Source organism: Prochlorococcus marinus str. MIT 9211 (assembly GCF_000018585.1).
Lineage (GTDB): Bacteria > Cyanobacteriota > Cyanobacteriia > PCC-6307 > Cyanobiaceae > Prochlorococcus_D > Prochlorococcus_D marinus_B.
In genome coordinates this window covers 1,322,860-1,348,276 of sequence record NC_009976.1, presented here as the reverse complement: position 1 = coordinate 1,348,276, position 25,417 = coordinate 1,322,860, and the positions used below count along the sequence as shown (strand labels likewise).

At 36.0% G+C, this 25,417-nt stretch carries 27 protein-coding genes and 1 pseudogene; 12 read left to right on the top strand and 16 right to left on the bottom strand.

Translation table 11 applies throughout. The features are described from left to right. The first annotated feature begins 278 nt into the window (after positions 1 to 278). Together P9211_RS07305 and P9211_RS10025 are read left to right on the top strand one after the other, a co-directional pair. Positions 279 to 668, top strand: coding sequence for a putative quinol monooxygenase (locus P9211_RS07305; RefSeq protein ID WP_012196059.1), 390 nt, complete (start codon positions 279 to 281; stop codon positions 666 to 668). 520 nt (positions 669 to 1,188) lie between these two features. After that, positions 1,189 to 2,151: an OsmC family protein gene (locus P9211_RS10025; RefSeq protein WP_012196058.1), complete on the top strand. Its 963-nt coding sequence runs from the start codon at positions 1,189 to 1,191 to the stop codon at positions 2,149 to 2,151. Between the two features lie 235 nt (positions 2,152 to 2,386). On the opposite strand, the gene P9211_RS07295 is transcribed toward P9211_RS10025, so the two are convergent. The 5 genes from P9211_RS07295 to P9211_RS07275 all read right to left on the bottom strand — a co-directional run bounded on the left by P9211_RS07295 (position 2,387) and on the right by P9211_RS07275 (position 6,280). Next, a complete protein-coding gene (locus P9211_RS07295; protein WP_041391602.1) occupies positions 2,387 to 2,572 on the bottom strand; it encodes a hypothetical protein in 186 nt (61 codons plus the stop codon). Positions 2,573 to 2,710: 138 nt separating this feature from the next. Next, positions 2,711 to 3,262, bottom strand: a complete 552-nt coding sequence (locus P9211_RS07290; RefSeq protein ID WP_012196056.1) for a hypothetical protein — start codon at positions 3,260 to 3,262, stop codon at positions 2,711 to 2,713. A gap of 428 nt (positions 3,263 to 3,690) precedes the next feature. Continuing rightward, positions 3,691 to 4,062 carry a hypothetical protein gene (locus tag P9211_RS09885; protein ID WP_012196054.1) on the bottom strand — a complete coding sequence of 124 codons (372 nt, stop codon included), beginning with the start codon at positions 4,060 to 4,062 and terminating at the stop codon, positions 3,691 to 3,693. 120 nt (positions 4,063 to 4,182) lie between these two features. Then, a complete protein-coding gene (locus P9211_RS07280; protein WP_225866204.1) occupies positions 4,183 to 5,679 on the bottom strand; it encodes a sensor histidine kinase in 1,497 nt (498 codons plus the stop codon). Between the two features lie 19 nt (positions 5,680 to 5,698). Next, on the bottom strand, positions 5,699 to 6,280 hold the full coding sequence (locus P9211_RS07275) for a response regulator transcription factor (protein WP_012196052.1): 582 nt from the start codon (positions 6,278 to 6,280) through the stop codon (positions 5,699 to 5,701). A 216-nt stretch (positions 6,281 to 6,496) separates the two neighbouring features. Between P9211_RS07275 and P9211_RS07270 the strand changes: the two genes are divergently transcribed. Then, entirely contained in the window at positions 6,497 to 6,832 is a 336-nt protein-coding gene (locus tag P9211_RS07270) for a hypothetical protein (protein ID WP_012196051.1), read from the top strand. A 222-nt stretch (positions 6,833 to 7,054) separates the two neighbouring features. Here P9211_RS07270 and P9211_RS07265 read toward each other — a convergent pair whose 3' ends face one another. After that, positions 7,055 to 7,450 carry a hypothetical protein gene (locus P9211_RS07265; protein WP_041391203.1) on the bottom strand — a complete coding sequence of 132 codons (396 nt, stop codon included), beginning with the start codon at positions 7,448 to 7,450 and terminating at the stop codon, positions 7,055 to 7,057. Between the two features lie 425 nt (positions 7,451 to 7,875). Between P9211_RS07265 and P9211_RS07260 the strand changes: the two genes are divergently transcribed. After that, complete coding sequence (locus P9211_RS07260; RefSeq protein WP_041391600.1) at positions 7,876 to 8,280, top strand: DUF3804 family protein; 405 nt, start codon at positions 7,876 to 7,878, stop codon at positions 8,278 to 8,280. Between the two features lie 35 nt (positions 8,281 to 8,315). Beyond that, positions 8,316 to 8,594, top strand: coding sequence for a DUF3764 family protein (locus tag P9211_RS07255; RefSeq protein WP_012196048.1), 279 nt, complete (start codon positions 8,316 to 8,318; stop codon positions 8,592 to 8,594). Between the two features lie 167 nt (positions 8,595 to 8,761). Here the strand turns inward: P9211_RS07255 and P9211_RS07250 are convergent, their stop codons facing one another. From P9211_RS07250 to P9211_RS07230, 5 genes are all read right to left on the bottom strand, one after another. Beyond that, complete coding sequence (locus tag P9211_RS07250) at positions 8,762 to 9,970, bottom strand: N-acetyl sugar amidotransferase (RefSeq protein ID WP_012196047.1); 1,209 nt, start codon at positions 9,968 to 9,970, stop codon at positions 8,762 to 8,764. Between the two features lie 101 nt (positions 9,971 to 10,071). Next, positions 10,072 to 11,685 (bottom strand): hypothetical protein, encoded by a 1,614-nt coding sequence (locus tag P9211_RS07245; protein ID WP_041391201.1) that lies wholly within the window; start codon positions 11,683 to 11,685, stop codon positions 10,072 to 10,074. 216 nt (positions 11,686 to 11,901) lie between these two features. Beyond that, entirely contained in the window at positions 11,902 to 13,113 is a 1,212-nt protein-coding gene (locus tag P9211_RS07240) for a DUF4915 domain-containing protein (RefSeq protein ID WP_012196045.1), read from the bottom strand. An 85-nt stretch (positions 13,114 to 13,198) separates the two neighbouring features. Further along, entirely contained in the window at positions 13,199 to 14,638 is a 1,440-nt protein-coding gene (hisH, locus tag P9211_RS09130) for an imidazole glycerol phosphate synthase subunit HisH (protein WP_012196044.1), read from the bottom strand. A 9-nt stretch (positions 14,639 to 14,647) separates the two neighbouring features. Then, positions 14,648 to 16,015: an N-acetyl sugar amidotransferase gene (locus P9211_RS07230; RefSeq protein WP_012196043.1), complete on the bottom strand. Its 1,368-nt coding sequence runs from the start codon at positions 16,013 to 16,015 to the stop codon at positions 14,648 to 14,650. Between the two features lie 624 nt (positions 16,016 to 16,639). On the opposite strand from P9211_RS07230, the gene P9211_RS07220 reads away from it, so the two are divergent. After that, positions 16,640 to 17,050, top strand: coding sequence for a DUP family protein (locus P9211_RS07220; protein WP_225866203.1), 411 nt, complete (start codon positions 16,640 to 16,642; stop codon positions 17,048 to 17,050). Positions 17,051 to 17,504: 454 nt separating this feature from the next. Then, complete coding sequence (locus tag P9211_RS07215) at positions 17,505 to 17,693, top strand: hypothetical protein (protein WP_012196039.1); 189 nt, start codon at positions 17,505 to 17,507, stop codon at positions 17,691 to 17,693. Positions 17,694 to 17,731: 38 nt separating this feature from the next. Here P9211_RS07215 and P9211_RS07210 read toward each other — a convergent pair whose 3' ends face one another. The 5 genes from P9211_RS07210 to P9211_RS07195 form a co-directional block, all read right to left on the bottom strand. Beyond that, on the bottom strand, positions 17,732 to 18,199 hold the full coding sequence (locus P9211_RS07210; RefSeq protein WP_012196038.1) for a nucleoside 2-deoxyribosyltransferase: 468 nt from the start codon (positions 18,197 to 18,199) through the stop codon (positions 17,732 to 17,734). Next, positions 18,196 to 18,531 (bottom strand): phosphoribosyltransferase, encoded by a 336-nt coding sequence (locus P9211_RS07205; RefSeq protein WP_225866202.1) that lies wholly within the window; start codon positions 18,529 to 18,531, stop codon positions 18,196 to 18,198. Before P9211_RS07205 ends, P9211_RS07210 begins: the two co-directional genes overlap by 4 nt. A gap of 313 nt (positions 18,532 to 18,844) precedes the next feature. Further along, positions 18,845 to 19,018 (bottom strand): hypothetical protein, encoded by a 174-nt coding sequence (locus tag P9211_RS09620; RefSeq protein ID WP_159088382.1) that lies wholly within the window; start codon positions 19,016 to 19,018, stop codon positions 18,845 to 18,847. A gap of 344 nt (positions 19,019 to 19,362) precedes the next feature. Then, positions 19,363 to 20,277 (bottom strand): MBL fold metallo-hydrolase, encoded by a 915-nt coding sequence (locus P9211_RS07200; RefSeq protein ID WP_012196035.1) that lies wholly within the window; start codon positions 20,275 to 20,277, stop codon positions 19,363 to 19,365. A 24-nt stretch (positions 20,278 to 20,301) separates the two neighbouring features. Further along, positions 20,302 to 20,535: a hypothetical protein gene (locus P9211_RS07195; protein WP_012196034.1), complete on the bottom strand. Its 234-nt coding sequence runs from the start codon at positions 20,533 to 20,535 to the stop codon at positions 20,302 to 20,304. A gap of 205 nt (positions 20,536 to 20,740) precedes the next feature. On the opposite strand from P9211_RS07195, the gene P9211_RS07190 reads away from it, so the two are divergent. The 5 genes and pseudogenes from P9211_RS07190 (at position 20,741) to P9211_RS07170 (ending at position 25,205) form a co-directional block, all read left to right on the top strand. Beyond that, positions 20,741 to 21,262 carry an AbrB family transcriptional regulator gene (locus P9211_RS07190; RefSeq protein ID WP_012196033.1) on the top strand — a complete coding sequence of 174 codons (522 nt, stop codon included), beginning with the start codon at positions 20,741 to 20,743 and terminating at the stop codon, positions 21,260 to 21,262. A 217-nt stretch (positions 21,263 to 21,479) separates the two neighbouring features. Beyond that, positions 21,480 to 22,525 (top strand): annotated as a pseudogene (locus P9211_RS07185) (amino acid ABC transporter substrate-binding protein). A 3-nt stretch (positions 22,526 to 22,528) separates the two neighbouring features. After that, positions 22,529 to 23,422 (top strand): ABC transporter permease subunit, encoded by an 894-nt coding sequence (locus P9211_RS07180; protein WP_012196030.1) that lies wholly within the window; start codon positions 22,529 to 22,531, stop codon positions 23,420 to 23,422. A 12-nt stretch (positions 23,423 to 23,434) separates the two neighbouring features. After that, a complete protein-coding gene (locus P9211_RS07175; RefSeq protein ID WP_012196029.1) occupies positions 23,435 to 24,454 on the top strand; it encodes an amino acid ABC transporter permease in 1,020 nt (339 codons plus the stop codon). A 4-nt stretch (positions 24,455 to 24,458) separates the two neighbouring features. Further along, positions 24,459 to 25,205 (top strand): amino acid ABC transporter ATP-binding protein, encoded by a 747-nt coding sequence (locus P9211_RS07170; RefSeq protein WP_012196028.1) that lies wholly within the window; start codon positions 24,459 to 24,461, stop codon positions 25,203 to 25,205. Positions 25,206 to 25,417: the final 212 nt, after the last annotated feature.

Genomic DNA, 25,417 nt, shown 5'->3' with positions numbered 1-25,417 from the left:
ATGACTCAATCTTCAACTTACAGATATGATCCTCAATTAAATGGATTTGGTTAAACCTTGTGGATCCAACTATATATGAAGCAAACCCTTAGAAGAATGGGAAGAAATGGGAGTGCTCTAGGGGATTTCAGGGTTCGAAGAGCCACAAAAGTTTTCTCTATAGCATTCTTTCTCAGTTGGCTCGTTTGTGCTTTTGTCAGTAGCTCCGTAAAGATTGTTTGTTTTACAGGCAATTTGTTTTCTGATATGAGAACCTTCAATTCATATGAGATTTACCCATGACTGTATTTGATGCTTCAACCCCTTTTATCCTTATTGCGCGTATAAAAGTTAAGCCAGGAAAAGTTCAGGAATATTTAGAACTTGCTGCTAAAACTGACGCTGCAGTAGAGGCTTCTGAACCAGGTATGTTGCATCATACCTTTGATCAAGACCCGGAGAATCCTCTTTGCTTTACATGGTCAGAAGTCTACAAAAATGATAATGCTTTTCTTGCACATTTAGCTAATGCACCAGTTGCAGAGTATTTGCAAGGTCATGCGCAGTTAGGAGATGGATTCACTGTTGAGGTTTACGGAACAGTTGGAGATCAATGCAAAACTGCTCTGGATGCAACAGGCCTTCCTGTGAAAATTTTCGAGACTAAGTGTGGATATAGCAGGGTATAAAAATTTGCGAATAGGTTGGAAGAAGGTTTGAATGGATTTATCCTTATCGCTTAGAACCTAGACATTCAATAGTTTTATCTGCTCTAGTTGATTATCAGAGACAATATAAATAGTCTTCATTGAAGAAAAGAATGAATTGAAGAAAACTTTGTCAAAGAAGGGTGCTCATGATCTTCTGTGTGGTATCACTATTAGTTTGCCTTTAATTTTAGAAAAGATTAATTATATAAACTGAAGAAATGTTTATGGTAGATGACACCTTATTAGGTTAATAATACTTTTACCAGTATGAACCAGTAAGTCTAAATGCTTACGAAGAAATACTAATTTGAATTCAGATACATGTGCTATAATAAAAGTAATCGAACAGGAGGATTATGAAACTAAGAACTCCTTTTACTGTCTTTCCAAATCCATTGAGAGATCTCGACCATATGCACGATTTCTCTTATAAGTTACCAGTGGAAAAAAACACTGGTTTTTGGGAAAAGGAATGCACACTTAACCCCAGTAAATCTACTTGCAAAGTCTACGAAGTGTAGACAGAATTCTTTGCCGTTATTTGGGAGATTTGCATTCAGAAGCTAAGCATGTGAATTCTGGAGAAAAACTTAGAACTGATGCACCTGTTGATCATGCAGGAAAAGGCGAAAGTTTTGCCCCTACTGATTTATTAGCTACTGCTGTTGGCACTTGTTTCCTTACAGTGATGGGGATCACTGCAAAAGAAAGAGGTTGGGAATTAGATGAAATAAAACTTGAAATTGATAAGAAAATGACAACTCATGGTCCACGCAAGATTAAATCTTTATTACTTCAAATTGAGATGCCAAATAATTTGGAACCTGATCAATTAAAGGTTCTACAAAAAGTAACGAAGGACTGCCCTGTTTTGAGAAATTTAAACAACTCAATACGAATAAATGTTCAGTGGAATCAATTAAAAAGTAAAAAAAAGACTTCTTTAAACTTTATTCCTACAAATGTGTTTAGGGAAACACCTCAGGTCACTTTCTTTGATGCAGGAGTCAAGAACTCTAATGGATCTGATGTGGTTATTCATCATGGAAGTGCAATTTCTCCTCCTAATGACGATGAAATTGAGCAGTACTATGTGCATCATCACCAAGTTGACCACAACTTCGTCCTAGAGGGAAAGCGTACTTTTACCTTGCTTAATCCCGAATGGGAAGAGCCGCATCATGTAATTTACCTAAATCACAAAATGGGCGCTCTCGAGATACCTATTGGCACTTACCATCGCTCTGTTTCTGACTCAGAGGGCAGCATTGTCTTGAATCAGGCCGTGAGAGATAGCGATTTCGATCCAACTAAGGAGTTTAAACCTGTTAGTTTGAGAGATAGCGCTGATTTGGAGAAAGCAAAAGCCGCCGATCCTGTTTTTTGGATTTGGGACGATGGAAAAATTAGAAGATTGAAGGCTGGTGGCATTGCAAATGGCAAGAAAAAGATCACGGCTTAATTGCAATTTGTTTTTCAAGTTCTGCTGACTCACTTTTGTATAAATTTGCGTCTTTCGGGCCCCTAGGACTGTAAGAGAAGTTGTACAACTTTATGGCTGATCTCTCGGCTAACACAGTTTTTACTATTAGTACAATCTCTTAACTCGAGAAAAGAATGTTTCAATTGCATTAATCCGTTATTGATATTCCCATGTTCCTTTTTTGTCTATCTTGTTTCATCTTTTTTTGAGCTCCTTAGTTATTACTGAAGTATTTAAGGATAGATAGAAGCGTGATTGCAATAACTCCATAAGTCCAAAAAATACCACTATTATTAGCAAGCCTTTCCATCCATAAAGGAAGACCTTTGTTCAGGATGATTAGAAGGTAGACGACTCCTAAAAGTAGTAGAGGGATAATTAGGGCTAGAAATATTTGCATAAGCTGTCTAGATAGGAAAATGCTGAGCTTTTTCTTGGGCACATTATTGCCTTTACTTATAGCCTTAATAGGCTAATTGGATTTGAAATATAAGTTGAATTATAGTAGTCGTCTCAATTAAGCAACTGGACTATATCTTTACGTAAGACTTTTAGTAACCACGGCACTTAGGAAAGTCTCGTTTAATTCTTCTAAGGAGTCATTGGACCATTCCATTAGAGCAGTCCTCATTGCGCAAGATCCATTCCTATAGGCCGTTGTCATTTCTAACCCTGTTAAATGATGATGGCCTAATAGAATTTGGAAGATTAGTTCGGGAAAGCTATGAGGAAGTCTTTGGAGAATCGCAGCAAGTTGTTTTAATCCCTCCTCTTTAGAAAGTCCCTTCTTCCCTAGGTGTAACTCAAACAAGCTCTTGGCAACTTCACCATATTTCTTTGCTCCCTGATCAGTAAAAATTGCATCAAGCTCTATTTCTGAATCAGGTGAATTTTTGCTTAGATTAAGATGTCCTTCTATTTTTGCGAGCCTGGCTTCAAGAACATCAATCGTCGATGTTGAACTTATGCTTGATAGTTTTGAAGTGACAAATTGGGTTAAAGTCATTCCATTTTTAATTGCTTCAGCCTTAAGTTGTAAAAGTAGTGCTGGATCAATATTGATATTCAGCTGAGTTCTTTTTTGTGTCATTCTTGTGTTGTCCCCCTACTCTGCTCAGGTATTACATTTTTTACTTTAGCGCGTATCTCTAGAGATTCGACTTCACTAGACCCCCTAGATTCTCTAGATTATGTTCCATAGTTAATGTAGGTAAAGGTCGACTAGTGATTGCTTGCCAATGGTTAAGAGACAAAAGTCAGAGAAAGTTTGAGCAAATCTAGACGATTGGCTGAAAATGCAATTCAGAGCTAATAGTGAAGTCTTTATTGGCTAGTTAGGTTTTTATGCCATAAGCCTCAGTGAAAAGTGATTATTTGAACAGAGCTTAGATAGCCCCTCAATCTCGAGGTTTTGTTTGATTGATTAGTTACCCCACGATAGTTTTTGAGTTTCTTATGTACTTCCCAGACAGATAAAATCTCTTGAGAGAGTACAACTAGATCAAGAGTCTTCATAATTTAGTCAGCAAACATTCCGTTTACTGATATCTCTCTTCTTGTATCTGGCGATGGATATTGACGGTAATACAAGACCATTCCACCGGTCAGAGTTATTGCAATCAGTATCCAAGCAATCAACCCTTTCTTTTTACCAAGAGTCTTTGGTTGTATTGCAAGTGGTTTGGCTTGCATCTCAGGGAAACAGCTAGTTATTTGGATTAGATCCCAGACCTCATCTCGGTCATATGAAGACAAACTTTCCTCTGGGACACCACTACCCTCTTGCAACCCTTGGGCTTTCATTTTTGCTCTTATTAATGCTTTCCTCTCAAGACTAGTCATCGCCTTGAAGCGCTCTTTCATCTCGTCATTGCTTTCATGAATTGCCATATTGTTTTTCTAGCCTAAAACTTTCAATAGATCTCAAGTTCAACTGAAAAAGGAAATGCTTAAGGGGAAAGATGTTCTAGGTAAATTTAATGGAGCAACTAATTGTAAGGACTTTTATGTCTAACTTGGTTTGAGCCAAATTCTTACTTTTGCCCCACCCAATTCTTTAGATGAAGAGAATTCAATCTCGCCGCCATTATCATCTATTACTCTCCTAACAATCATTAAACCAAGTCCCATTCCACCTGTTTTAGATTTAATTCTTTCCCTTCCATCAGGCATGGATGAAGGGGCAAACCCCGATCCAGTATCTTCTATCTCGCACACAACATAACCCAACATTAATCCAGCATTTATTCGAATAACTCCATGCTCTCCTGCAGCTTTACTAGCATTAGAAAGTAAATTCCTTATAGCTGCCTGTAACTGGACTTGCCCAGAACTAACTTCAGGTAATTCTTGTTTGATTAAGACAGAAAGATCTTGATCAAGTCGATCAAAATCTGATCGAAGTTGAGCAGATGCCATTGCGATCGCATCTGCTAAATTAGCCGCATTAGTATCGCGGATTCCAGCCAATGTTAGGTCTTGAATTGATCTAGTATTAACTACTACAGCATTTAATTCTTGAAGACTTTTTTCTGCTTCATTCGTTATATTTTTATTAAAGGGAAAGTCTTTATTTTCAATATTTGAGTTTTTTTTATGCCATTTAACAATATTTTCAAGCCTTAATCTTAATCGAATTAATGGCTGTCCAATTTCATGGATCACTGCTCCTGCTGCATCTCCCGTTAATCGAGAGCGGCTCAAAAGTTTTTCTTGCTCTAGATATTTGCCAGAGATTTGTAAAATCAATCCCAAAACACCAAGAGCAACAACAATCCAAGCAAAGGTAGATAAAAGTCTTAAGCCTTGAATGGGCTCTAACATTTGAGGTGTGATATCAATGCGCTCTAATAGCATTCTTTCTAAGAATGACCCCGTAATCAGCAATGCAATCATTGCTAAAAGTGGACTAAGCAGATAAGTTCGTCGCTCTAGCCATATGGGTCTTTTGAATGGCAATAGCAAAAAAAGCAAAGGTAATAACAGCAAGGAGCCAAGAGAGTCTCCAAGCCACCAGAAGAATGAGCCATTAACGTAATTTGAATCAAGGAGTGAAAAATTATTTATGTTCAAATTGCCTGAATTAGCAATTCGATAGGACAAAAATGTTGCTGCTGCTGGCCAATTCCCTAAAGGCCCAATAATTAAGAGAAAGGTTATTAGTCTAGGAATTCGCGTTAAAGGGTCATTTAAAAGATTCTTACGGATTAGCATCCATCGAACAAACCCTGCTTGGGCTGCAGCTGCAATAGCCACCGGGAGCATAAATGGTTGAAAAGAAAAACCTGCATTGGGATCAAAAGCTGTTCCAAGAAAATTGCCAATTGCTATACCAGGCAGAGCTATCCAACCATGAGATATCAATAATGCATTAGCCAATCCAGATGCTGGCCATAAGGTTATAGCTGTCGATTGCCAAGCAAAAGCTTCTTTAGCTAATAATGCAAGTAAAAAATATCCTGATATTGCAGCTAAATTAATAGAAATTAAATCAACAAATTTTTTCAATTTATAATTGATCAGCATTTTATGAAACCTTAGGTAGGTTCCTTGAAAGAGTTACCAAGGCAGAACCTTTAATTCCTAACTTTCGTGTAATTTGCCGCCTATGTGTCTGAGCAGTAGAGAAACTAATATTCAATTGCTTTGAAATTTGGGCAGTATCTAGTCCTTCACCAATAAGGTGAAGAAATTCTAATTGTCTTGGAGTAAGACTACTTAAGTTAGGGAAAGTACTATCAAATTCTCTACATATCTCCCAAACTGCTTGCCTTAATGGGGCCAAACCATCAGCCTTATTAATCAAGGCATGCATGTTCTTCAAAAGAGATGCAGGTAATGCATATTGATCAGCTTGAGCTGTAAGTATTAAAACCTTAGCTTTTTGCTTACTTTGAACGAACTCTTCTGCTAATTCAACACCTGAACCATCTGGAAGGTGAAGATCAAGCAAAAGCCAATCGGGTATTTTCTGAGAAATTAAATACCTAGCCCTCTCAACAGAAGATGCCTTCCTTACTCTTCTCTCAGGAACATTGATCTGATTAGAAACCTCTTGAGTTAAAAAATCCAAAAGGATTAGATCATCTTCGACAATTAATACGTCCACAAACGTTGTGGAAGACTAAATAAATCATAGACAGCAAACAAGGTATTCGCAGGAGCCTTAAGAAAATATAAATATACTTCTTTTCAAGGCTTGGGAGTGGTATTTTTTGTTTACTGAGTCTACCCATTAATGGGTAGAGCTTCTAGATTCTGTTTGATTTAGTCGATAGTGAATGCTGGTGATGGGGATCACAGTTTTCCAAAGTCTTTGTTTCTTATGGCTTTTTTCCAATATCTAACGGAAATTCAAGGAGATTGTTTGTTCAGCAGCTTCACTCAGGGGCTTGAGAATGCTGGTTTACATGTTTTACAAGACTTAAGTAGCCCTGCTCAAATCTTTGCAGAGTGCCAAAATATCGATATTAATTATAAATCAAAAGTAAACGTATTAATTTCCTGGAGTGATAAACTTAAAAGAGAATGTTCTGTTGAAATTAGAAGTGATGAACCTTATTTAAGAAGAGATACTCGTTGTGAAAAGGTCCATACTCAATTGCGTAAGTTTATTCCACCTAAAGACTCTTCATCCCTTCCGATAAATGGTCAGGATTAATAATGTAAAACAAATTATCTGTTGCAATGGAAGATGAAATTTATCCTTAGCTTCTTTGGATGTCTATGATTAATGTTCATAATCCATTGACTTACAATAATAATTATCTATCTAGTCAGCATTTAGAAGTTGTAGGAAGTCAAAACAACGCTCAAGACATACACATTAGACAGATTCTTCAAGGAATGATAGATCGTTATTATTTATGAAACGCCTACCTTTTTAATTATTTCTAGATTTAGCAGATTTCATAGTTTTTGGCGAGAGCTCAACCATGACTTTTACAAACTTCTTTGGTGTATAGCATTGCCTTATAGGGACAAAAGCCCTTAAATATTCGCCTGGATTCTTGTAATCACTAATTTTTTCATCTGATCTACAACCTTCACTCGTACAAGTAGACCCCATAAATCTTAGGATTTCTATTGTTGCATCAGCTTTTGCTTTGCTTAATGCATTAATAACATCTTCTGTTAGGTCTGAATTAACTGATACTTGGGAGACATGTTGAACTTTGACACCACCTTCGACCATAGTAACTTTCGTCCCAAAAGCTTGATTGCTAGAAGAGCGACATGGATTTAACTCTAAGGCAAGTGTACTGTGCGAAGAACTCATAAATAAAATTGAAATCCCTATGAGAGAGGTGTAGTACGATTGAATAGGCATTGCATTTAAAATGTAATAGCAAATGATTGCTATCTGTTGAGAGTTTGAAGAAGTTTTGAGGAGCGTTTATCTTACAAACCACCTTCTTAACAATGGCTCATTTTTATGGTCAGGTGGTTCCATTGGTGTGATGCCATAGGCTCTTAGTGAAAAGAAGATAATTGGATGGATTAACACCTCGCTCTCTTACTCTTTTAATTAAATCCAATTTTTGCCTTAATAACTAGAGGTGTTGAATGACCTTTAAAATACTGGCTTAAAGGAAGAGCTGAAAAGAATGTAGAAATTGGATCAAGGAAACTTGTCATCCGTATTTGCTCAAAAAGTTAAAAAGATACAGCTTTATTGCTTCATGCATGAGATCCTTTAAAGATATGGCTTTTAAAACATTGTCTTCAGATTCTCAGTCAATAGAAGCTCTTATAAAAGGTTTTGCAAATAGATCTGAAAATAAGTCTTTTTTGATTTCTAATGTCACAGAAAATTTCTTGGCTATTCGACCGAGTGGAAACCCCATTACTGCAGAAGATCTAGTTGGAATGTATAACAACGCAGACTTAGTTGTTGAAGTTTCTGAGTTAGTCAAGATTCATCGACTTGAGGCTAATGCAGATTGGGGATTTGCCGCTTTTACCTTAAAAGAACAATTTAGTTATAAAGGTGAAAACAATAATGATTTATCAAGTTATTCAATGATTTTTCAAAAAAGAGATGGAGCTTGGAAGATTTCTTGGATGCAAAGATCATCAGGGACTACAGATCTTTCAACTTGGAACTAATCTGTTGACTGCTCATCAATTAATTACATCATCTCATGGCAATCGAAACCACTGTTGTAACCTTCAAACTTAATGGACCTTTTGCTGAGTGGGCAGCTATTTTTGATAGTGATGAAGCCAACAAAAGGCATGCACAGTATGGTATAAAGCCACTATATAGAGGAGTTGATAAATCAGACCCTCAGAAAGTGATTGTTATTCATCAGCATCAGGAAGGGGATTTAGATAAGTTCCTTGCAGCTAATGGTGATTGGATAGCCACTCATGATGTTGATATGACCAGTTTTGATCAGTCAGTTTGGACGGCAGATTAGTTGCTTAGTTAGTAGGTTATCTTCCTTTGAAGCCAAAGACTTACAGCGATAAGGGATGGTTGGAATAAAGCTTTTTCTCTGCTAACTCTTTTGATCCCTAAAGTTTAGTTATTTAATATGTAGTATTTTGATCTCAGTGTTTGAGTATTAGAGCAAACTATGAAGTTTTAGAATTGAAGAGAAGGTAAGTCATTTCTAGCAGACCATATTCTGCTATTAGTCCATCTATCCACGATTTTCTGTAAAGCACCTTTGTCTATAGAACAGTATTTCAGAAAAATCTCGGTAGTTTCTTTAGATGGAGCTTGGCAATCAAACTTGTTAACTAATTGAATCGCTTCATCTCTTTCTAGAACCCCTTCTCTTAATTCATGGGCGGCATCCGAGGTCGCTCTTCCAATACCAAATTTTAGCAACGCAAAGTAATAATGAAATGGATCTATTGAATCATCAAGGCTTGCATAGCGGGAAAAAGTACATTCAGATCTATCAGGGTTAGAGACGAAACCTGCATTTTGACTTGCGTAATAGTAATGGTCGTGGGGCATCCAATTATGGTAATAGCTAAAAAATACTCTACGAACATTAATTTGCTGCTTAGGTGGTTGATAAATAAACAACTCGGAATCGGAATAACCATATTTTTGCCATTCCTCAACTGCCATACCAGATTGCCAAAACTCAACTGATTCATCATTCTGAAAACCAGTCAATTGTTCTGTATTGTCATCTCCTCCATACTCAACTTCTCCATTCTCTCCATCAACTATTAAAGGGATATCATAGGCTTTGGCTATTCTTAATGGAACATTGCATTGACCATATACAAAAGGTTGAAAAGGATCACCCATAATAATTGTTGAACTTCTACATAGTCGCCTATGAACCAATCCATTCGCTGTTACTAAAACATTGTCTAAGCCATGATGTATATGGTTCTGAAAGTTTTCAAACCCTATCTCTGTATATAAAGAAGGTGACCATGTAACTGTAAGAGGATGCATATCGTATTCATCTCTTAATCTATAGGCAACATAGGAGCTATCTTTACCTCCACTAGAAGGAACTAATACGTCATATGAACCATCTGATGAGCGATACTTGTCACACAGCTCTCGAAATTCATCTGCTAATGAATTCCAGTCAAATGAGGAATGCTTTCTCGCCCAGTATTTGCATGGATTACATATACCATCTTCATTAATAGTGATCCTTGGGCGTTGGTTTGTAATTACACATTTATGACACAATTTTATTTCTTTTGGCAATTTATACTTTGAATCAATATCTACTTTTTCTTCTAGAAGTTGCTTCTCAATATCTGTTAAGGGTGGAAGTTTGGGAAGATTGCTAATATTTAAGAGTGACTTTCTCATGGCCTTATGATTTAAACATATTATAACACATGCCTAAACTGCTAAGGAAGCAGCAATGCCTTAACAAATTAGCAATTATAATGATTGAAAAATGTGTATATTTATTTTCTAATCTTCATAATATTAGTTATTTTATCTAATAAATTAAAATCATGCGGTTTCAACTGGAAAAGATTTATTAGCTTTTCTGATGCTAGAGCAAAGTTTTCAAGACTATTGGTATTATTTTTAAGCTGTTGAAGTAAATTACTTATTTGAGAAGGCGTAAGACAAAGCTGATCTAAAGTGAACGATATATCATCATTTTTTATTTGAGAAAATGAAAAATTACATTCCTGGTAATTGAAAGAACCATCAACTAAGAAAATAATAGGGATATTAAATGCAGCTGATGCTTTAAGCGCTGCACCTTGAAACCCAATTGAAATTATTATGTCGGAGCAGGCATTTAGGCTTAGGTCACCGTGCATTGTATTAAGTACATTTAAATCAAATTCTCTTATTAATGTATCTAGGGTGCTGCTATGCCGTTTCGTATTACTAATAATTAGGGAAGTGCTTGAATAGCTATCAATTATATTTAATAATTGCATAGCATGCTCTTCAATGCAAAACGTATCTTCTCCATAAATATTGTCAAAAATAGAAATTACAAGAGGGTTTGATAAAGAAGACTTTATAGATTTAACATGCTGAATACTTTTCTTTTGTTTGTTTAGTGAATGAATTACTTGAGGACAGGTTGTCGATATATTTACTGGAATTAAGCCTCCTTTTTCTCTTTTTGCAGCTCTTCTATAACGCTCTGAAGGAATAAGACCAGAAGACAAAATGTAATCAGGATATTGAGTGCAGTCACTATGCCATTTTAGAATGGATGATTGTTTCCATGGATAGCCGAAGGAGTAATCACAGAAAATAGAAACTACGGCTTCTTTCCTGAATGCTAAGAAAAGAAGTTTTTCTAAATGCCTACAGTGGTATGAAACGAAGATACCTTTTACTCTATATTTCTTGATTGTTCGTCGTACACTAAGAATATATAGCTCTGAAATTAACGAGACAAAGAAATCTGATAATAAAATAGGATGTTTATTTCTGGTTAAAACACTTGCAAGCATTACATCAAAAGCTCTTTTAAAACTCGTTTTAATATTTCCAAAATTATTAGCTCCATATTTAGAAATATTCTTATGACTATAATAAAAAGTATTATATTCATTGCTTATTTGGGTAGGCAGGTATTGATATGCTTCATAGTTACTATTCCTTGGATGAGTAATCAAGGCTATATGGTTGGGAGTTGGTAGACTCGAAAAAATCTTAGGGAAAGATATAATATCTCTCAGACGCCCAAGGCATTTAATCCAATATATATTCTGTCGGTAGTAACACATTCTTTTGTCCCTAGGAAAATTAATAGCAAATTGTTGAAAAGTTATTTTTATATTCTTCTCCCTTAATGCTTTCCTTTTGATAAGTTCATCAACTATTTTGTTGCCAGTTGACTGACAAAACAATTCACTACTCTTTATTTCATTATTATCTTTACTTGAAGAGAAATCGATAATGCTGCAAAGAAGTCTAGCATTAAACTCTACATTCTCCTTGTATGGAATTGTGTAATATTCTTTCCATGTATATATAATTGAACTGTATTTCTTTTTATACCTAATCGCTACTTCTACAAAATATGAAGCAAAAGCTCTATACATAATTCTATCAATAAACTTAGTAGTTCCTTGAGGTAAGATTTTATCGGAGAATGTTATATAGGAAAGCCCTTTATGCTTGATTAATTTCTTTGGAGTTAATTGCGACCTTAGTAAGTCTATACAGTAATTGAATGAAAAACATGTATGTACCCTTTTACTATACTTTTTTATGTTCATTAGTTGCTAGAAAGTTTAGTAATTAGATTTATGAATGACTTATAGTATTAATATAGAGTGAATATTCATAATTCCTTGTGTTCCATAGAATCTGAAAGCATTTATTGCTTCATTAAGTATATATATTCCTGAGTTTAACATGGTTGAATTATCTGTAGTTCGTTCTGCTACATACATATCTTCGCTCATCCCTATAAATGTATAGTCATTATTTTGATCAATTCCCCTAATAAAACCTGGGAATTTAGCAATAATAGAGTCATTACCTTGAATAAATTTTCCAGTCATTGAATCTAGAATGCGAATAGAAGTATTGTTTATAAAGGGCGAATGAGGTTTGCTTAGATTGGAAATCAATTCTGAAGTAATTTTCATTTCAGTTGCTGATTCCAATGATTTAGTATCAGTGCAGGATAAACCTCCGTCTAAGAGACCCATTTTCCACATTCCCATTTTTGAAAAGTATGAATAGTAAAGTATGCCATTGTGAAAAGCTAAATCATTAAGGTGGTGTCCACCAGCTTTACTAAGACCGTCTACACTTAATACCTTTACTTCATTAACTTTATTAAAGCTATCCAGAGAATATATTTCTATTAAATCTTTTCCTGCGTTTGCTATATAAACTCTATTACTTTCTTCATCTATACATATACCACATGAATTAGGATAAGGTAATTTGTATTCATTTTGAATACTTAGTTCATTTGATAGATGAATTACTTTTTTGTCTACATAGTCTACAGTTAAATATCCTTTTGAATATTTAGCAATTTGTCTGTAAGAACCTTTGGAAATTCTAGAGAAAGTTCCTTCAGGTGTCTTTAACTTATATAAACCTCCTCCTTTTCTGCTGGACCTGGCTCGTTTAAGGTCATTGTAGTCAGAGCAGGTAAATAGAACTTCAGAACTATAGTCTCTAAGGGAAGTAAGATCTGTATAGCTAGAGAAATCTGGAGATATCACATAATGGGAGTTCTCATGGAAATTATTATCTTCAAGAAATTGAACAATACCCTCATAGTCTCCTGCCGTTATAATAATAAAAGCATCTTTCGGAATTTGAAGATCTGCAAAAGGTGCAACTCTTACACCAAGATATATAGTATTAATGTATGCACTGTCTCTATCAATAATAGCAACTGGTTTTTTCTCTAATTTAGAGATAGCTTTATGAACCCAATCTTCGGATCGACCATAAAGATATATTGGTCTTGATCCAATTACACTATTAATCTTATTCCAATTCATAACCCTAGTTCATTCTTGATTCATAATACAACGATTTAATATAAATGTTTTAATGTTTTAACAATGGAACATTTTACTAGAATTATCATTGACTTCTTACCAACCTTAAAACTTCATCTGCCAAAAGATTAAGTCCAGCTCTTCCACTACGTTCGGGGTGAAACTGAAAACCACTTATGCAATTTTTGTTTACGGCAGCTATAAAGTCATTTCCAGCATAATTACATTCATAAGTTATATACTCTTTTGGTACATCTATAGCAGCATAGCTATGAACGAAGTATTGATTGAATGACTTTTCACAGCTATTTTCAGCCTCATTATGTTTATAAATCTTATTCCATCCAACATGAGGTAATACATTTATAGTATCTGGTTTCAGACTAACTGATAGCATTTCAACCTCACCTTCAATTAAGCCAAGACCTTTAGTATGTTTGAATTCATTACCACTTTCAAATAACATTTGCATACCCAAGCAAATACCAATTAGTGGATGATCTTTCTCTGCTCTATCTTTTAAGAAATCAATAAGATCTAGTTCTTTTAGCATCTCCATACCTTTTGGGAATGAGCCAACCCCTGGAAGTGCTAGTAAATCTGTTTTAGTTAATTTTTCAACGGAAGAAGTCAAACAAGTGCTAAGACCTATTTCGGTGAATGCATTTATCAGACTTTGTTGATTACCCATACCATAATCGATAATTCCTACATTGATATCACTAAGCTTTTCTTTTAATTCTTCTCTTTTAATTGAAGCAGGAATCCTAATATTAAAATCAGAAGACAATAAACGACTTTTTATTTCTTTTACCTCTATTTTCCTATGGTGTAATGAAGCAGCTAAACTTACACCGGTAATAATTGTTTTTCTAAAAGAATCTTCTATCTCTTCAACAGTTGATATTCCTCCTCCAACTATTAAAGGTACTTCTGCAACATCGGCAGCAGCATTAATAAGTTTCTTATCTGGCCCTTTGCAAGTTCCATCTTGGTCAACTGATGTAAGTAATATTTCACCAGCACCTAGCTCTTGTACTTTTTGTATCCAATCAATTACAGAGACATCACTTCTTTCTCTTCCAGCTTCTGTCATACATTCCCATTCTTGGGAAGAAGGCTTTGCTCTTGCTTGTATAGAAACCACAATACACTGAGAGCCAAACTCCTTGGCTAATTGATTAATCAGTTTTGGGTTTTGAATGCATGCAGTATTTACTGCGATCTTATCTGCACCAGCGGCTAATAGTCTGGCTGCATCTTCTATATTACGAACACCTCCTCCTGCAGTAATTGGAATAAAAATACTTTTAGCCGTACTTTTTAGAATTTCTGTCAGGCTGTTTCTACCATATAAGCTTGCAACTGAATCTATATACAAAATCTCGTCTACACCTGAATTGAAATAATTAATAGCTGCTTCACGAGAATCCCCCATTACTCTCAAGCCTTCGAATCTGATGCCTTTAATTAACCTTGTTCCTTTAACATCAAGTCTAGCGATCACTCTTTTGCATAATGACATAATAAATAATTACCCCCTCTTCTCATTCCCTTCCCAATGTTGAGCTACCTTGCTCCCAATTTTCTGCTCTTCTGTGAATATTGTCTTCCTCATTTGCCAACCTTTTTGATCGTCCCATAACCAAAGATGAGGTGATCTAAAATTATCACATAATAAATTATAATATTCCTTATTAAATAATGGTTGTTCGAACATCTTTGCTGAACTTGGAAAATCTTTTGTTGGAAGACTTAAGTAGTTGAAAATCTCTTCAGACCATCTTTCAGGAAATTCGCCATCATACTTTTTGACTAGAGCTATTCCTTCTTCCCTCATTAAATCTCCCGACCTTACTTCTTGAGATGCGTCATAACTAGCTCTACCTATACCAAATTTAATCCAAGTTGTATGGTAATGAAAATCATCAATCTTATCATCTATAGAATTATAAGTACTGTAAGTTCCAACAGTTCTTTCTGGTGAACTTTGGAATCCACCATGCTCAATTGCATAATAATAGGCATTTTGTGGGTGCCATTTCTCATAGTAACCTAAATAGTGAACTTCTATATTCTTATTTTTAATCTTGTCTGGGTTAATAGGCATATAAGGCTTCCAATCAATTTCTTCTAGTCCTAACTCACGTAGCTCACTAAGTGATGCACCACCAATAAAAATATCATTCTCATCTGAAGCACTAAAATAATCCCAACTACGTTGAGCGGATTCCATATCAACCTTTGGATTGCCATATTCAGCTTCATTCTCACCATAGAAAATTAAAGGTATGTCATATAAGTCAGCAATTTTTGGAGCTAAATTTTTCTGCCCAAGAATAAAAGGTTGGAAAGGGTGCAATAAATTTTCTACTGCTAGTCGTGTTATTAATCTATGAACAAGTCCATTAGGAGTAAATAAAATATTATCAAAACCTGCATGAATCCAGGCATTATGATTCTCCCAACCCCAATTAGTATATATATGTGGTGCCCATGTACATGTTAATGGATGCATTCCATATTTATATTTTAAAAGATGTGCTTGGATGAAACTATCCTTACCACCACTGCCTGGCACTAAGCAGTCATAAGTACCATCATTTCTCCTGTATTTATCACAAAGTTGTCTCAATTCTTGTTCTCTTGATTCCCAATCTATAGATGATTTTTTTTCCTTGACTCTGCAAGCATCGCATATACCCATTTCATCTAGATTAATTACTTGTTTTGAATCTTTCCCATCATTTTTAAATTCAATTGTGCTCGAAGGCCTTTGATTGCTTATTACACATGAACGGCAAAACTTAACTTCTTGAGGCAATCCATACAGGGTTTCAAGAGACTCTTTACGTTTAAATTTTTCTTTTTCTACTGGACGAGGATAAGAATAAAATACCATGAATATTAGTTTTAATTAAGTATTCAGAGTGGTACTCTGCTGCTGAAGTGAAGTTTAGATCCTTCAAGAGGATTGTTAGGGTTAGTCATTTCTATCTCTATTTCTTCCATGTTAGAAAAAAGCAGCGCTGGCGTAAAGAACTATATTAATCTGTTTTTTTTTAATGACATCTTTCAGTATTGCTAGCACAAGAAGGATGGCTTAGATACAAAAAGTATATACAAAAAGTTGGTTTTTTGGTTGGAGTAGTTCCTGGCCTTCTTGAGTAAAGCCTTAATCTCAGGACTCTTTGTTAGATGAACTCTGGCTTGTTTAGATACAAAGGTGAGCTTTTATATTCACACGACTCCTAATTGCATTGCTCCTTTTACCCTTTTTACTATTGCATCATCAATATCGTTATCTGTTTGAAGGGCTAACCATTCCAGAGCTGAAACGATCCAAGCTTTCATTTGTTTCTTGAAAAGCTTTTTCAGGATCAGGAACAACATTGGCTTGAATAATAAAAAAAAGAATCCTGTAATCATGGTCATGCTTTAATCTCATTAAAGTAAAGCTAGCTGTTCTCAGAAGCTCTGTAGTAGATATTCTGGAATGGAGGGAGTAGCTCTGCAGGCTTGCTAAGTGAATTCAAAATGTATGACTTCTAAAGGAGGCTTTGATCCTTTGACAAATTACACAGAGGAACAACTATCAGAGTTCGTCAAGGCGAATGATGCTTTGGAGAAGGAAGAGGCCAAAATAATAAACGACGAGATAGTGGAAGAAGCAAAAAAAATATCTGAGAAGAAACCTATGAGGCGACTAAGGAAATCGCCACTTGAAATTCTTAACCGATCCTTATTCATTTTATTCTTAGGTAGTTTCCTCTTCTCATTTGTTTCTGTTTATGCCATAAGTCGTTGGTGGTTCTTTTGGTACCTTATTAGTGCATTCTCTTGCATCATGTACATCCCCAACAGAAGAGCTCTGAAGGAATTGCTAGATGCTTGGCCGAATATTCATGATCTATTAAACAGTTCAATGAAGAAATGAAATGCTTACTTCTAGTGATTACAAGTTCGAAAACTTTTTATTAGAAGGTCTTTTGGCCTAGAGCTATTGATCCCCCCGAACGGAATCTTTCATTAGTTAGTAGTTGGAGCATTGTGATGCATCGTTTTCAACGACCTTCCTCGATAGGAATCAATGAGTTAGAAGAAACTATCGATTCTCTAATTGTATTAGTGCACTCTCGAATTACAAAAAAGGAGGTGTTTATACTCTTGGTATATTTTTCTTGGCTGGCTAGAAAAGAAACAGGAGTCCAAGCTCGTTGGTGTACAAATAAGAGCTGGACTCAAAGGGGGACATCAAAATACGTTCCCCTTTTTTATGCCGAGCCATTTCATTACACCACCCACTTTTTTTCAGCGAACAAGGCTGGCACACTTATTAACTGCTGTTATTGCAGTTATCTCTGTAAGAAAATGCTTGGACTTTATTGTTGATGCATCATTTAATTTTTCTAGTACTTGATACTTATCAAAACCAAATGGAGGCTGGATATCAAGAACAATCAATGCTGACTAATTTATTTACTCAAAATAAATTCTGGGGATGGACTGGTTTGACCGCAATCGCAATTGCTATAGGAATAATTCTTTGGAGTTTTTATCCAAAAGATGAAACTAAGTAAAGGGATTTTATGTCCTTTTTAATATGGTTAAAGATTGGTTAAGAATCCTTCAACCATTTGAATAATGCTTTGTCAGGATTCGTGATCTCATCAATAGATGTATAGAATGAATTTTGCCAGTCCTCGGGTGGCAAACCAGAAAAAAGCATCAAATTTAATGGGTAATCTTCTGAGTCTGTGCATTTTCTAAAGTCATCACGGAATAGAAAAGTTGGTTTGCCTAAAGCAATTGCTGCACCGAGTTCAACCATTACACCTTCATCAGGAGGGGTCCCATTAACGATGGCAAAAATGGCATCTGATTCTTTGACATCTTGAAGATCCGCCATGGCTACTTTGTATGCCCAGCCAGGTTGAGTAAAATCAATTTGATTATTTCGTGCAAAGGGTTCCCAGACCTCAGCACCTAATTTTTTGAGATTAGATACAAACTCTGGGAGAAGCTTTGTTCTCCATTGATTGGAAAATCCATAAGGAGAAGCCAAGTAGATTGTTTTTTTTGTCATAAAGCTAAGCCTCTCGATATTTTATAAGCCTTCATATCTGCCTCAGCCTGGTCCTTGTTTTCCCATGGGAAAACAAGCCATTCATCTGCATGAGAGAGCTCTACAGCATTCCACCATGTCGGCTGGACCTTACTGTGCCAAACAAAAGTAGTTGTATTGGGTATTGTTAGCGCTCGATTAAGAGTTTTCCCTGTTTCATATACATCATCAACAACAAGGCAACCAGGTTGCATTTCTTTTAATAAGGGAATATTCATTGAATGGCTGAGTGCAACTGCTAGACAAAGTCCACCTCTAGGGAAGCCATATACTCCAGAGAACTGATTGTCCATACAAGAATTGCTAATGCTCTTAATACAAGAATTAAATTCTGACCATTGTAATATCCTCATAACAATATGCTTTTAATAAGTTCTTTGAAAAAAGATCGTTTGAATAAAGTTTGGATAATTTTTCGATCTCATTTATTTAATCCTATTGACTATCTAAGCATAGATTTTAATGGTAAGGGAGTAATTACTTCTTTAATTCTTTTCTAAAAATAACCTCTAACTTGTAGCCATATTAAATAAGTTCTGTCCAGATTAGAGGCTTATCGACCGTCTAAAAATCTTATGGAATTTTGAGGTATGCATTTTTCATTATTTAATTCTTTCGTTTCCTTTTACAAGCACGAAGCTGTTCAAGATTAGTGGAAGTGGAAATACATGTTCTCATTTTATCTAGACGTTCAAGTTTCGTTTTTTTTATTGCTGAAAAATCAATCTTTTCAGAACTCCCGCTAGGTTCGTGAGCTAAAGTCTGAAGAGATATTCCCATAAGAAAGATAATGAGTGAAATACTTCGCATAGTGTCTGCTTAAATTCAAGTTCATAATAATGATGATTATGATTTCTACAACCTCTCGCTTTCAAAGTTTGAAAAGTAATTGTTGATTTTACCTTACCCTCCTAGACAAACTAAGAGCCAATTCTAATGAATACTGCTTTCGTATTCTCGAAGTATTTAAAGCTAGATAAAACCGTTATTGCAATGAAAACATATACCCAAAAAGAAATACTATTATTTGCCAATTTTGTGATCCTTAAACGAAGACGATAATTTTTGATGATTAGAAGCTATACGACTCATAAAATTAGTAGAGAAATAATTAGTTCTAGGAGTCAAGTAAAATCTTCAATATTTGAATTTGGGCTTGTTCTTTCTGCATGTCGCAATGTTTTTTCTAGAGCCTCCTTCCATTGTCCAGGCATGAATTGATGGGCAGAGCCATGGCCAGGTAATAACCAGCTGATTTTTAGATCTAGAAGTCTTTTTACTGATTTCAATTGCTCGCTCCAATCCCACCAGCAATAGTCTTTTGATGCAACTATCGCTTCCCTTTCCTTATTCCACCAAAGGTGATCTCCACTAAAAAGAATTTGCTGTTGATCGCCAAGTACAGCGACCATAGAACCTTTTGTATGGCCAGGCGTTGGAATTAGCGTGAGGTGTTCTCCCAGGGGAAGAGCGTCTAGTCCTTTGACTTGCTTTTCTGCTTCAGGTGCTGCGTCTGCATCATCTTGGTGAATCCACCTTGCACAGTTAAAAGCTTTGGCCCAATTAGCGTGGTCTGCTACATCATCTCGATGAGTTAGAACTATGGTATTAATGCCGCCCATCTTTTTAATTTTTTTAGCAAGTGGAGCACTCCAGCGCGGAGAGTCGATAAGTACGTTGCCTTTTTTACCAAGAATAAGCCAGCTACTAGCACCAAAGCTACGCTTGGAACTCCAGCCACAGTAATAGACATCTCCAGCAGAATGCTTAGTAACCATTATCGGGAACGCATCAGCAGATAAGTTTGCTGTCAACTCTTTTGGAGCGCAGATTGCTGCTACAGGACAGTCGATTAGAGCTAAATAAGCTTGAGCAATTTCTTGTTGTCCTTTTGGCTGAGTGTGAACACAAGAGCTGCTACCAGTCTGTGCAAAGTGTTCCGGATCTAACTGCCAGCAACTCCCACAATCAATACAACTTGAATTAACAAAAAATGGACCAGGTGAATTACTTTTTAGTCGATTTTTGATCTTAGTCATAGCAATTTACTGACGTTTAACCTTTCATTTCACCTGGTATACCTTGGAACGTCCATTGCACTTTCTGACTCCCCATGAAATGGGAGCCTGAGACTTGGCGACTTCTTGAGCAACACAGACATTTTGATTAGTTGCCCATTGGGCTACTGGACGCAAGTAAAGAGCAATAAAGGCAAGAGATAAACAACATAAAAGCAGGGCAACACCGTTAAAAATTTTAGTCCAGTCTAAGGTTTTTATATCTGGAGTGTTAGCCATCTAATTCATGCGCTTTCTTATGACTCACACTATTTTCTCTAAACCACTTTTGCAACGTCTCTAAGTTGTCTTTGAACAAATACTTCAGTTATTTCTCGCGAAGGGAATTTACTTGAAGTGTTTCTTTGGAGAGATTTCTAACCAGATGACATTGATCATCCACCATTTAACCGAGAGACTTGGATATATCTCTCATTTGTTTTAAATGCCTTCTTTAATGACTTTGTCGATATACCTACTTGCTGGTGCAACTTTGGGTTCGTTAATGCTTCTAAGTGGGATCCCTGCCGCACCACTTTTAGGAGCTATGTTAGGTGCTGGCTTGTTAAGCATTAGTGGTCAGCTTGATGTCGCAGCTTGGCCTTTAGGTACTAAAACGGTACTTGGAATAGGGATAGGAACAGTTATTGGTACTGGAATTAATAAAGGGACAATAGAAGAATTGCTAGTGCTTTGGAAACCAGCACTAGTTATAACTTTCAGCTTGATGATAACGGGAATTCTTGTTGGATTATTTATTCATCGATTCTTTGGAGTATCAACAATCGTAGCTCTATTAGGAGCAGCGCCTGGAGGGACTATCGGAATGAGTCTTGTAGGAGAGGAGTTTGGGGTTGGTGCAGCAGTTGCAGCCTTGCATGCTGTCAGATTAATGACAGTTCTTTTTTTGATACCTGCAGTAGTGAATTTTTTCTCTCCATTGGGGAGTGTTGACATTCCCAAATAATATCTGTCGTTTAAAACACATTTAAAAATGTGCGGTTCATTAGATCTCTAATGAGAACTCATTAGTTCATCTCTTCTCTTTATTTCATTTAATTTGAAGTGGCAGAGAATAGATACTTACTTGAGAGAGGAGATTGCATCTATGTATGGATTCTTCCTTTGAGGATTTAAAAGACTTACTGAATCTGCTAGAAAGTTAATTAGGAATTGGACACGAAATGAGACGTTTTTTTGCAGGGATCACGAGCATGTCAATGCTTTTAGTGGGTTGTGCTACAACAAATGAAAACGACGTATCTAGACTTGGTTTAATAAAAGAACGAAACGAACTCATATGTGGCATTAGTGGAAAGATACCAGGTTTCAGCTTCCTTGAAAGTGATGGCAATTATCAAGGGATAGATATTGATATATGCAAAGCATTTGCTGCTGCTTTTACAGGTGATTCAGATAACGTTCAATACAGGCCATTAACTGCTGCAGAAAGATTTACAGCTGTTAGAACAGGAGAAATTGACCTTTTGTCACGTAATACCACTCTTACTCTAAGCAGAGATTCTTTGGGGGGAACGGACTAACTTTTGCACCAGTTGTATTTCATGATGGTCAAGGGTTAATGGTAAAAAAGAATAGCTCTATATCTAGTATTGATGACCTTGTTAATCAACCAATATGCGTAGGCTCTGGAACGACTACTGAGCAAAATATAAACGACGCTTTTGAGGCAAGATCTATTCCATATACTCCTATAAAATATCAAGACCTAAATCAAGTAGTCGCTGGGTATTTACAAGGAAGATGTGCCGCTATGACTTCAGATCGTTCTCAATTGGCAGCAGCCAGATCTGGTTTTAGCAATCCTAAAGAGCATATTATTCTTAAAGATATTTTAAGTAAGGAACCTCTCGCACCTGCTTCATTAGGAGCAGACCAGAAACTTGGAGATGCAATGAGGTGGGTCATTTACTCTCTTATATCAGCTGAAGAAAAGGGGATTACTAAAGTCAACATTAATGAGAAATTAAAAACCGCAAAGGCTAACCCTCAATTGAAACCACTAAGAAGATTTCTTGGTGTTGAGGGTGATCTTGGGGAGAAAATAGGGTTAGATAATAGTTTTGTTGTGAATGTAATTAGAGCAACTGGGAATTATGGAGAAATTTATAACAGACACTTAGGCCCTAATAGTAATGTTCCTATACCTCGTGGGTTAAATGAGCTTTATATAAAAGGAGGTGTTCAAATATCACCTCCTTTTAATTAATCTTTGGAAAGAAGAAAAGCTATCGTTTTGCAAGGGGCTATATGTGCCGGAATTTTTCTAATATTAGCGATTTTAATCAATAACCTTTCAGTAAATCTTTTGAGAGCAGGCCTTGGTATTAACTTTGGTTGGTTGCTTCGTCCGGCTGGGTTCGCATTAGCTGAGCACTCCTTGAAATACTCACCATCTGATAGCTATTTATGGGCGATATTTATGGGCTGGTTAAATAGTTTAAAAGTTATCTTTGCTTCTTTGCTAATAGCTACTATTATAGGATTTCTAGTAGGTATTGCAAGGACAGGTAATAACATTTTAATTGGCTTACTTTCGTCAGCTTATGTAAGCTTAATTCGACAAATACCTCTTTTGTTGCAGCTTATGTTTTGGTATTTTGTAGGTTTCTTAAGTATTAGCAATTCATTTTATCCTATTAATAATATCGTGGAAATATCTAACCAAGGCCTTATCTTTTTAGGCTTTAATTTCTCGGCTGAGTTCTCAGCTTTGTTATTGGGACTAAGTGTTTTTACTGGTGCTTATATATCTGAAGTCGTTAGAGGAGGTATTCAGTCTGTTGCTAAGGGGCAATGGGAGGCTTTCAGAAGCCTTGGCTTGTCTGAGACTGCAGGCTTGTATAAAGTTATAATGCCTCAAGCACTACCTGCAATATTGCCAGGGTTGACAAGTCAATATTTAAATCTTGCAAAAAATAGTACTTTAGCAATAGCTGTTGGCTATGCTGATATTTATGCAATAAGTGATACAGTTATAACTCAAACTGGTAGAGCTGTTGAGGGATTTATTTTACTTTTAACAGGGTTCTTATTTTTAAACCTTATTATAAGTAATCTAATGGAGATAATTAATACTTTAATTCTCAAATTTATAAAGCGCTAACTAACAATATATATGAATCACCTATCTGAAAAAATTAATTATGTTAGGAGGGTTGGATTCTCTAATGTATTCGATGGCCTGATAACTCTTTCCTTTATTTTTTGTATTGGCTTTCTCTTGAAAAACTTACTCCAATGGTTATTTTTTCGAGCGAACTGGACAGTAGTCACGCATAACCTTTCGTTATATACCTTTGGGATTTTCCCCCCTGATCAAAGGTGGCGACCAACCCTTTGGTTGTTTAGCTTATTGGCACTTACAACGGTTACACTTTTAAGACCAGGCTTGCCTTGGGTTCGTAAACTTATACCTATAGCTTGGATAAGTGCAGTTCCAGTAGGGATCTATCTTCTTTCTGGTGGTCTTGGGCTATTGCCTATTTCTAGTAGATATTGGGGTGGTTTGACTCTTACACTTTTTTTGATGGCATCTAGTGCATTAATAGCTTTTCCTTTGGGAATGATTTTTGCAATTGGAAGACAAAGTGAACACTTTTTAATTAAATATTTAAGTGCAATATATATAGATACTTTACGAGCTATCCCTTTAATCGCGATTTTATTTTTTGGTCAGCTTTTAATACCTTTATTTCTCCCTTTTGGATTAGAAATAAATAGAGTCCTTAGGGCTGTAATAGCTTTTGCTTTATTCGTTTCGGCTTATGTGGCAGAGGATATACGCGGAGGCTTGCAGGCGATCCCTACTAGTCAAATAGAGGCGGCAAAAGCCCTTGGATTAACTGATTTTCAAATTAAGCAATTCATTGTTCTTCCTCAGGCTATAACTATCGCAATACCTGCTCTTGCAAATCAAGCTATAGGACTTCTTCAGAACACTTCTTTAATGGCAATATTGGGATTAGTGGAATTACTTGGTATTAGTAGAAGTATACTTGCTAACCCTGAGTTCATCGGCCGTTATGTAGAGGTCTATGTATGGCTTGCTTTAATCTATTGGCTTGTATGCACCGTTATAGCTATTCTCTCTAGACATATTGAACAGAGAATGAAGATTGGAAAATCTCACTCTTAAACAAATGACTAATCATGTAATTAAAGCTTCAAATTTAGTGAAAGTTTATCCAAAAGGATTACGAGCGCTTGATGATATTTCCATGGCAGTTTACAAAAAAGAAGTTCTTGTAATTATGGGCCCCTCCGGTTCTGGGAAAAGTACACTTATACGGACATTTAATGGATTAGAAGCTTTTAATTCTGGAAAACTTGAAGTTGTAGGGATCCCCTTGGATTCAGCTTACAATGAACGTAATGTACGTGAAATAAGAAAACGTGTAGGGATGGTTTTTCAGCAATTTAATTTATTCCCTCACCTTTCGATCTTAGAAAATATAACTCTTGCACCTATTCAAGTACAGAAGTGTAAGCGAATAGAAGCTGAAGAAGATGCTATTCACTTGCTTGAACAAATGGGAATAGCTCAGCAGGCGATGAAATACCCAAGTCAACTTAGTGGTGGAGAGCAACAAAGAGTAGCAATAGCAAGATCCTTAGCACTTAAACCCGACTTGCTTTTGTTTGATGAGCCTACTAGTGCTTTAGACCCAGAAAGAGTTCATGAAGTGTTAGATGTGATGCGAACTCTTGCTGGGAATGGAATGACTATGGTTGTGGTAACACATGAGATTAGCTTTGCTAAGGAAGTTGCAGATAGAGTTTTGTTTATGGATTCTGGGAAAGTAATTGAGACATCTACTCCAGATACCTTTTTCTCAAATGCAAGACATCAAAGAAGCAGAAAATTCTTAAATCAAATTGAGAAATGATATGAAATATTGATTGAATTTGGAACCGATATTCTTAATCGATCCCTGTTATTTAAAGTCGACTCCCCTAGCTAGGCGAGCATGGATGATTAGCTAAAAAAACAAAGTTATAGACTAAACTTAGCTTGCCAGTGTCAACTAAATACCCAAGGTGTAGCGCAGTAACTTGCTTATATCTTCAAAAAGTTAGTTGATTCCTGTGGATCCATACC

Excerpts from the sequence above, each read along its gene's own strand:
- P9211_RS09885 (WP_012196054.1), bottom strand. The coding sequence starts at position 4,062 with ATGGCAATTCATGAAAGCAATGACGAGATGAAAGAGCGCTTCAAGGCG.
- P9211_RS07230 (WP_012196043.1), bottom strand. The coding sequence starts at position 16,015 with ATGGTATTTTATTCTTATCCTCGTCCAGTAGAAAAAGAAAAATTTAAA.
- P9211_RS07245 (WP_041391201.1), bottom strand. The coding sequence starts at position 11,685 with ATGTATAGAGCTTTTGCTTCATATTTTGTAGAAGTAGCGATTAGGTAT.
- P9211_RS07195 (WP_012196034.1), bottom strand. The coding sequence starts at position 20,535 with ATGGCTAACACTCCAGATATAAAAACCTTAGACTGGACTAAAATTTTT.
- P9211_RS07240 (WP_012196045.1), bottom strand. The coding sequence starts at position 13,113 with ATGAATTGGAATAAGATTAATAGTGTAATTGGATCAAGACCAATATAT.
- P9211_RS09620 (WP_159088382.1), bottom strand. The coding sequence starts at position 19,018 with ATGGGAATATCTCTTCAGACTTTAGCTCACGAACCTAGCGGGAGTTCT.
- P9211_RS07170 (WP_012196028.1), top strand. The coding sequence starts at position 24,459 with ATGACTAATCATGTAATTAAAGCTTCAAATTTAGTGAAAGTTTATCCA.
- P9211_RS07200 (WP_012196035.1), bottom strand. The coding sequence starts at position 20,277 with ATGACTAAGATCAAAAATCGACTAAAAAGTAATTCACCTGGTCCATTT.
- P9211_RS07270 (WP_012196051.1), top strand. The coding sequence starts at position 6,497 with ATGGCTTTTTTCCAATATCTAACGGAAATTCAAGGAGATTGTTTGTTC.
- P9211_RS07295 (WP_041391602.1), bottom strand. The coding sequence starts at position 2,572 with ATGCAAATATTTCTAGCCCTAATTATCCCTCTACTACTTTTAGGAGTC.
- P9211_RS07260 (WP_041391600.1), top strand. The coding sequence starts at position 7,876 with ATGGCTTTTAAAACATTGTCTTCAGATTCTCAGTCAATAGAAGCTCTT.
- P9211_RS07190 (WP_012196033.1), top strand. The coding sequence starts at position 20,741 with ATGCCTTCTTTAATGACTTTGTCGATATACCTACTTGCTGGTGCAACT.
- P9211_RS07265 (WP_041391203.1), bottom strand. The coding sequence starts at position 7,450 with ATGAGTTCTTCGCACAGTACACTTGCCTTAGAGTTAAATCCATGTCGC.
- P9211_RS07215 (WP_012196039.1), top strand. The coding sequence starts at position 17,505 with ATGCATCATTTAATTTTTCTAGTACTTGATACTTATCAAAACCAAATG.
- P9211_RS07250 (WP_012196047.1), bottom strand. The coding sequence starts at position 9,970 with ATGAGAAAGTCACTCTTAAATATTAGCAATCTTCCCAAACTTCCACCC.
- P9211_RS07205 (WP_225866202.1), bottom strand. The coding sequence starts at position 18,531 with ATGGACAATCAGTTCTCTGGAGTATATGGCTTCCCTAGAGGTGGACTT.
- P9211_RS07305 (WP_012196059.1), top strand. The coding sequence starts at position 279 with ATGACTGTATTTGATGCTTCAACCCCTTTTATCCTTATTGCGCGTATA.
- P9211_RS07290 (WP_012196056.1), bottom strand. The coding sequence starts at position 3,262 with ATGACACAAAAAAGAACTCAGCTGAATATCAATATTGATCCAGCACTA.
- hisH (WP_012196044.1), bottom strand. The coding sequence starts at position 14,638 with ATGTCATTATGCAAAAGAGTGATCGCTAGACTTGATGTTAAAGGAACA.
- P9211_RS07210 (WP_012196038.1), bottom strand. The coding sequence starts at position 18,199 with ATGACAAAAAAAACAATCTACTTGGCTTCTCCTTATGGATTTTCCAAT.
- P9211_RS07175 (WP_012196029.1), top strand. The coding sequence starts at position 23,435 with ATGAATCACCTATCTGAAAAAATTAATTATGTTAGGAGGGTTGGATTC.
- P9211_RS07255 (WP_012196048.1), top strand. The coding sequence starts at position 8,316 with ATGGCAATCGAAACCACTGTTGTAACCTTCAAACTTAATGGACCTTTT.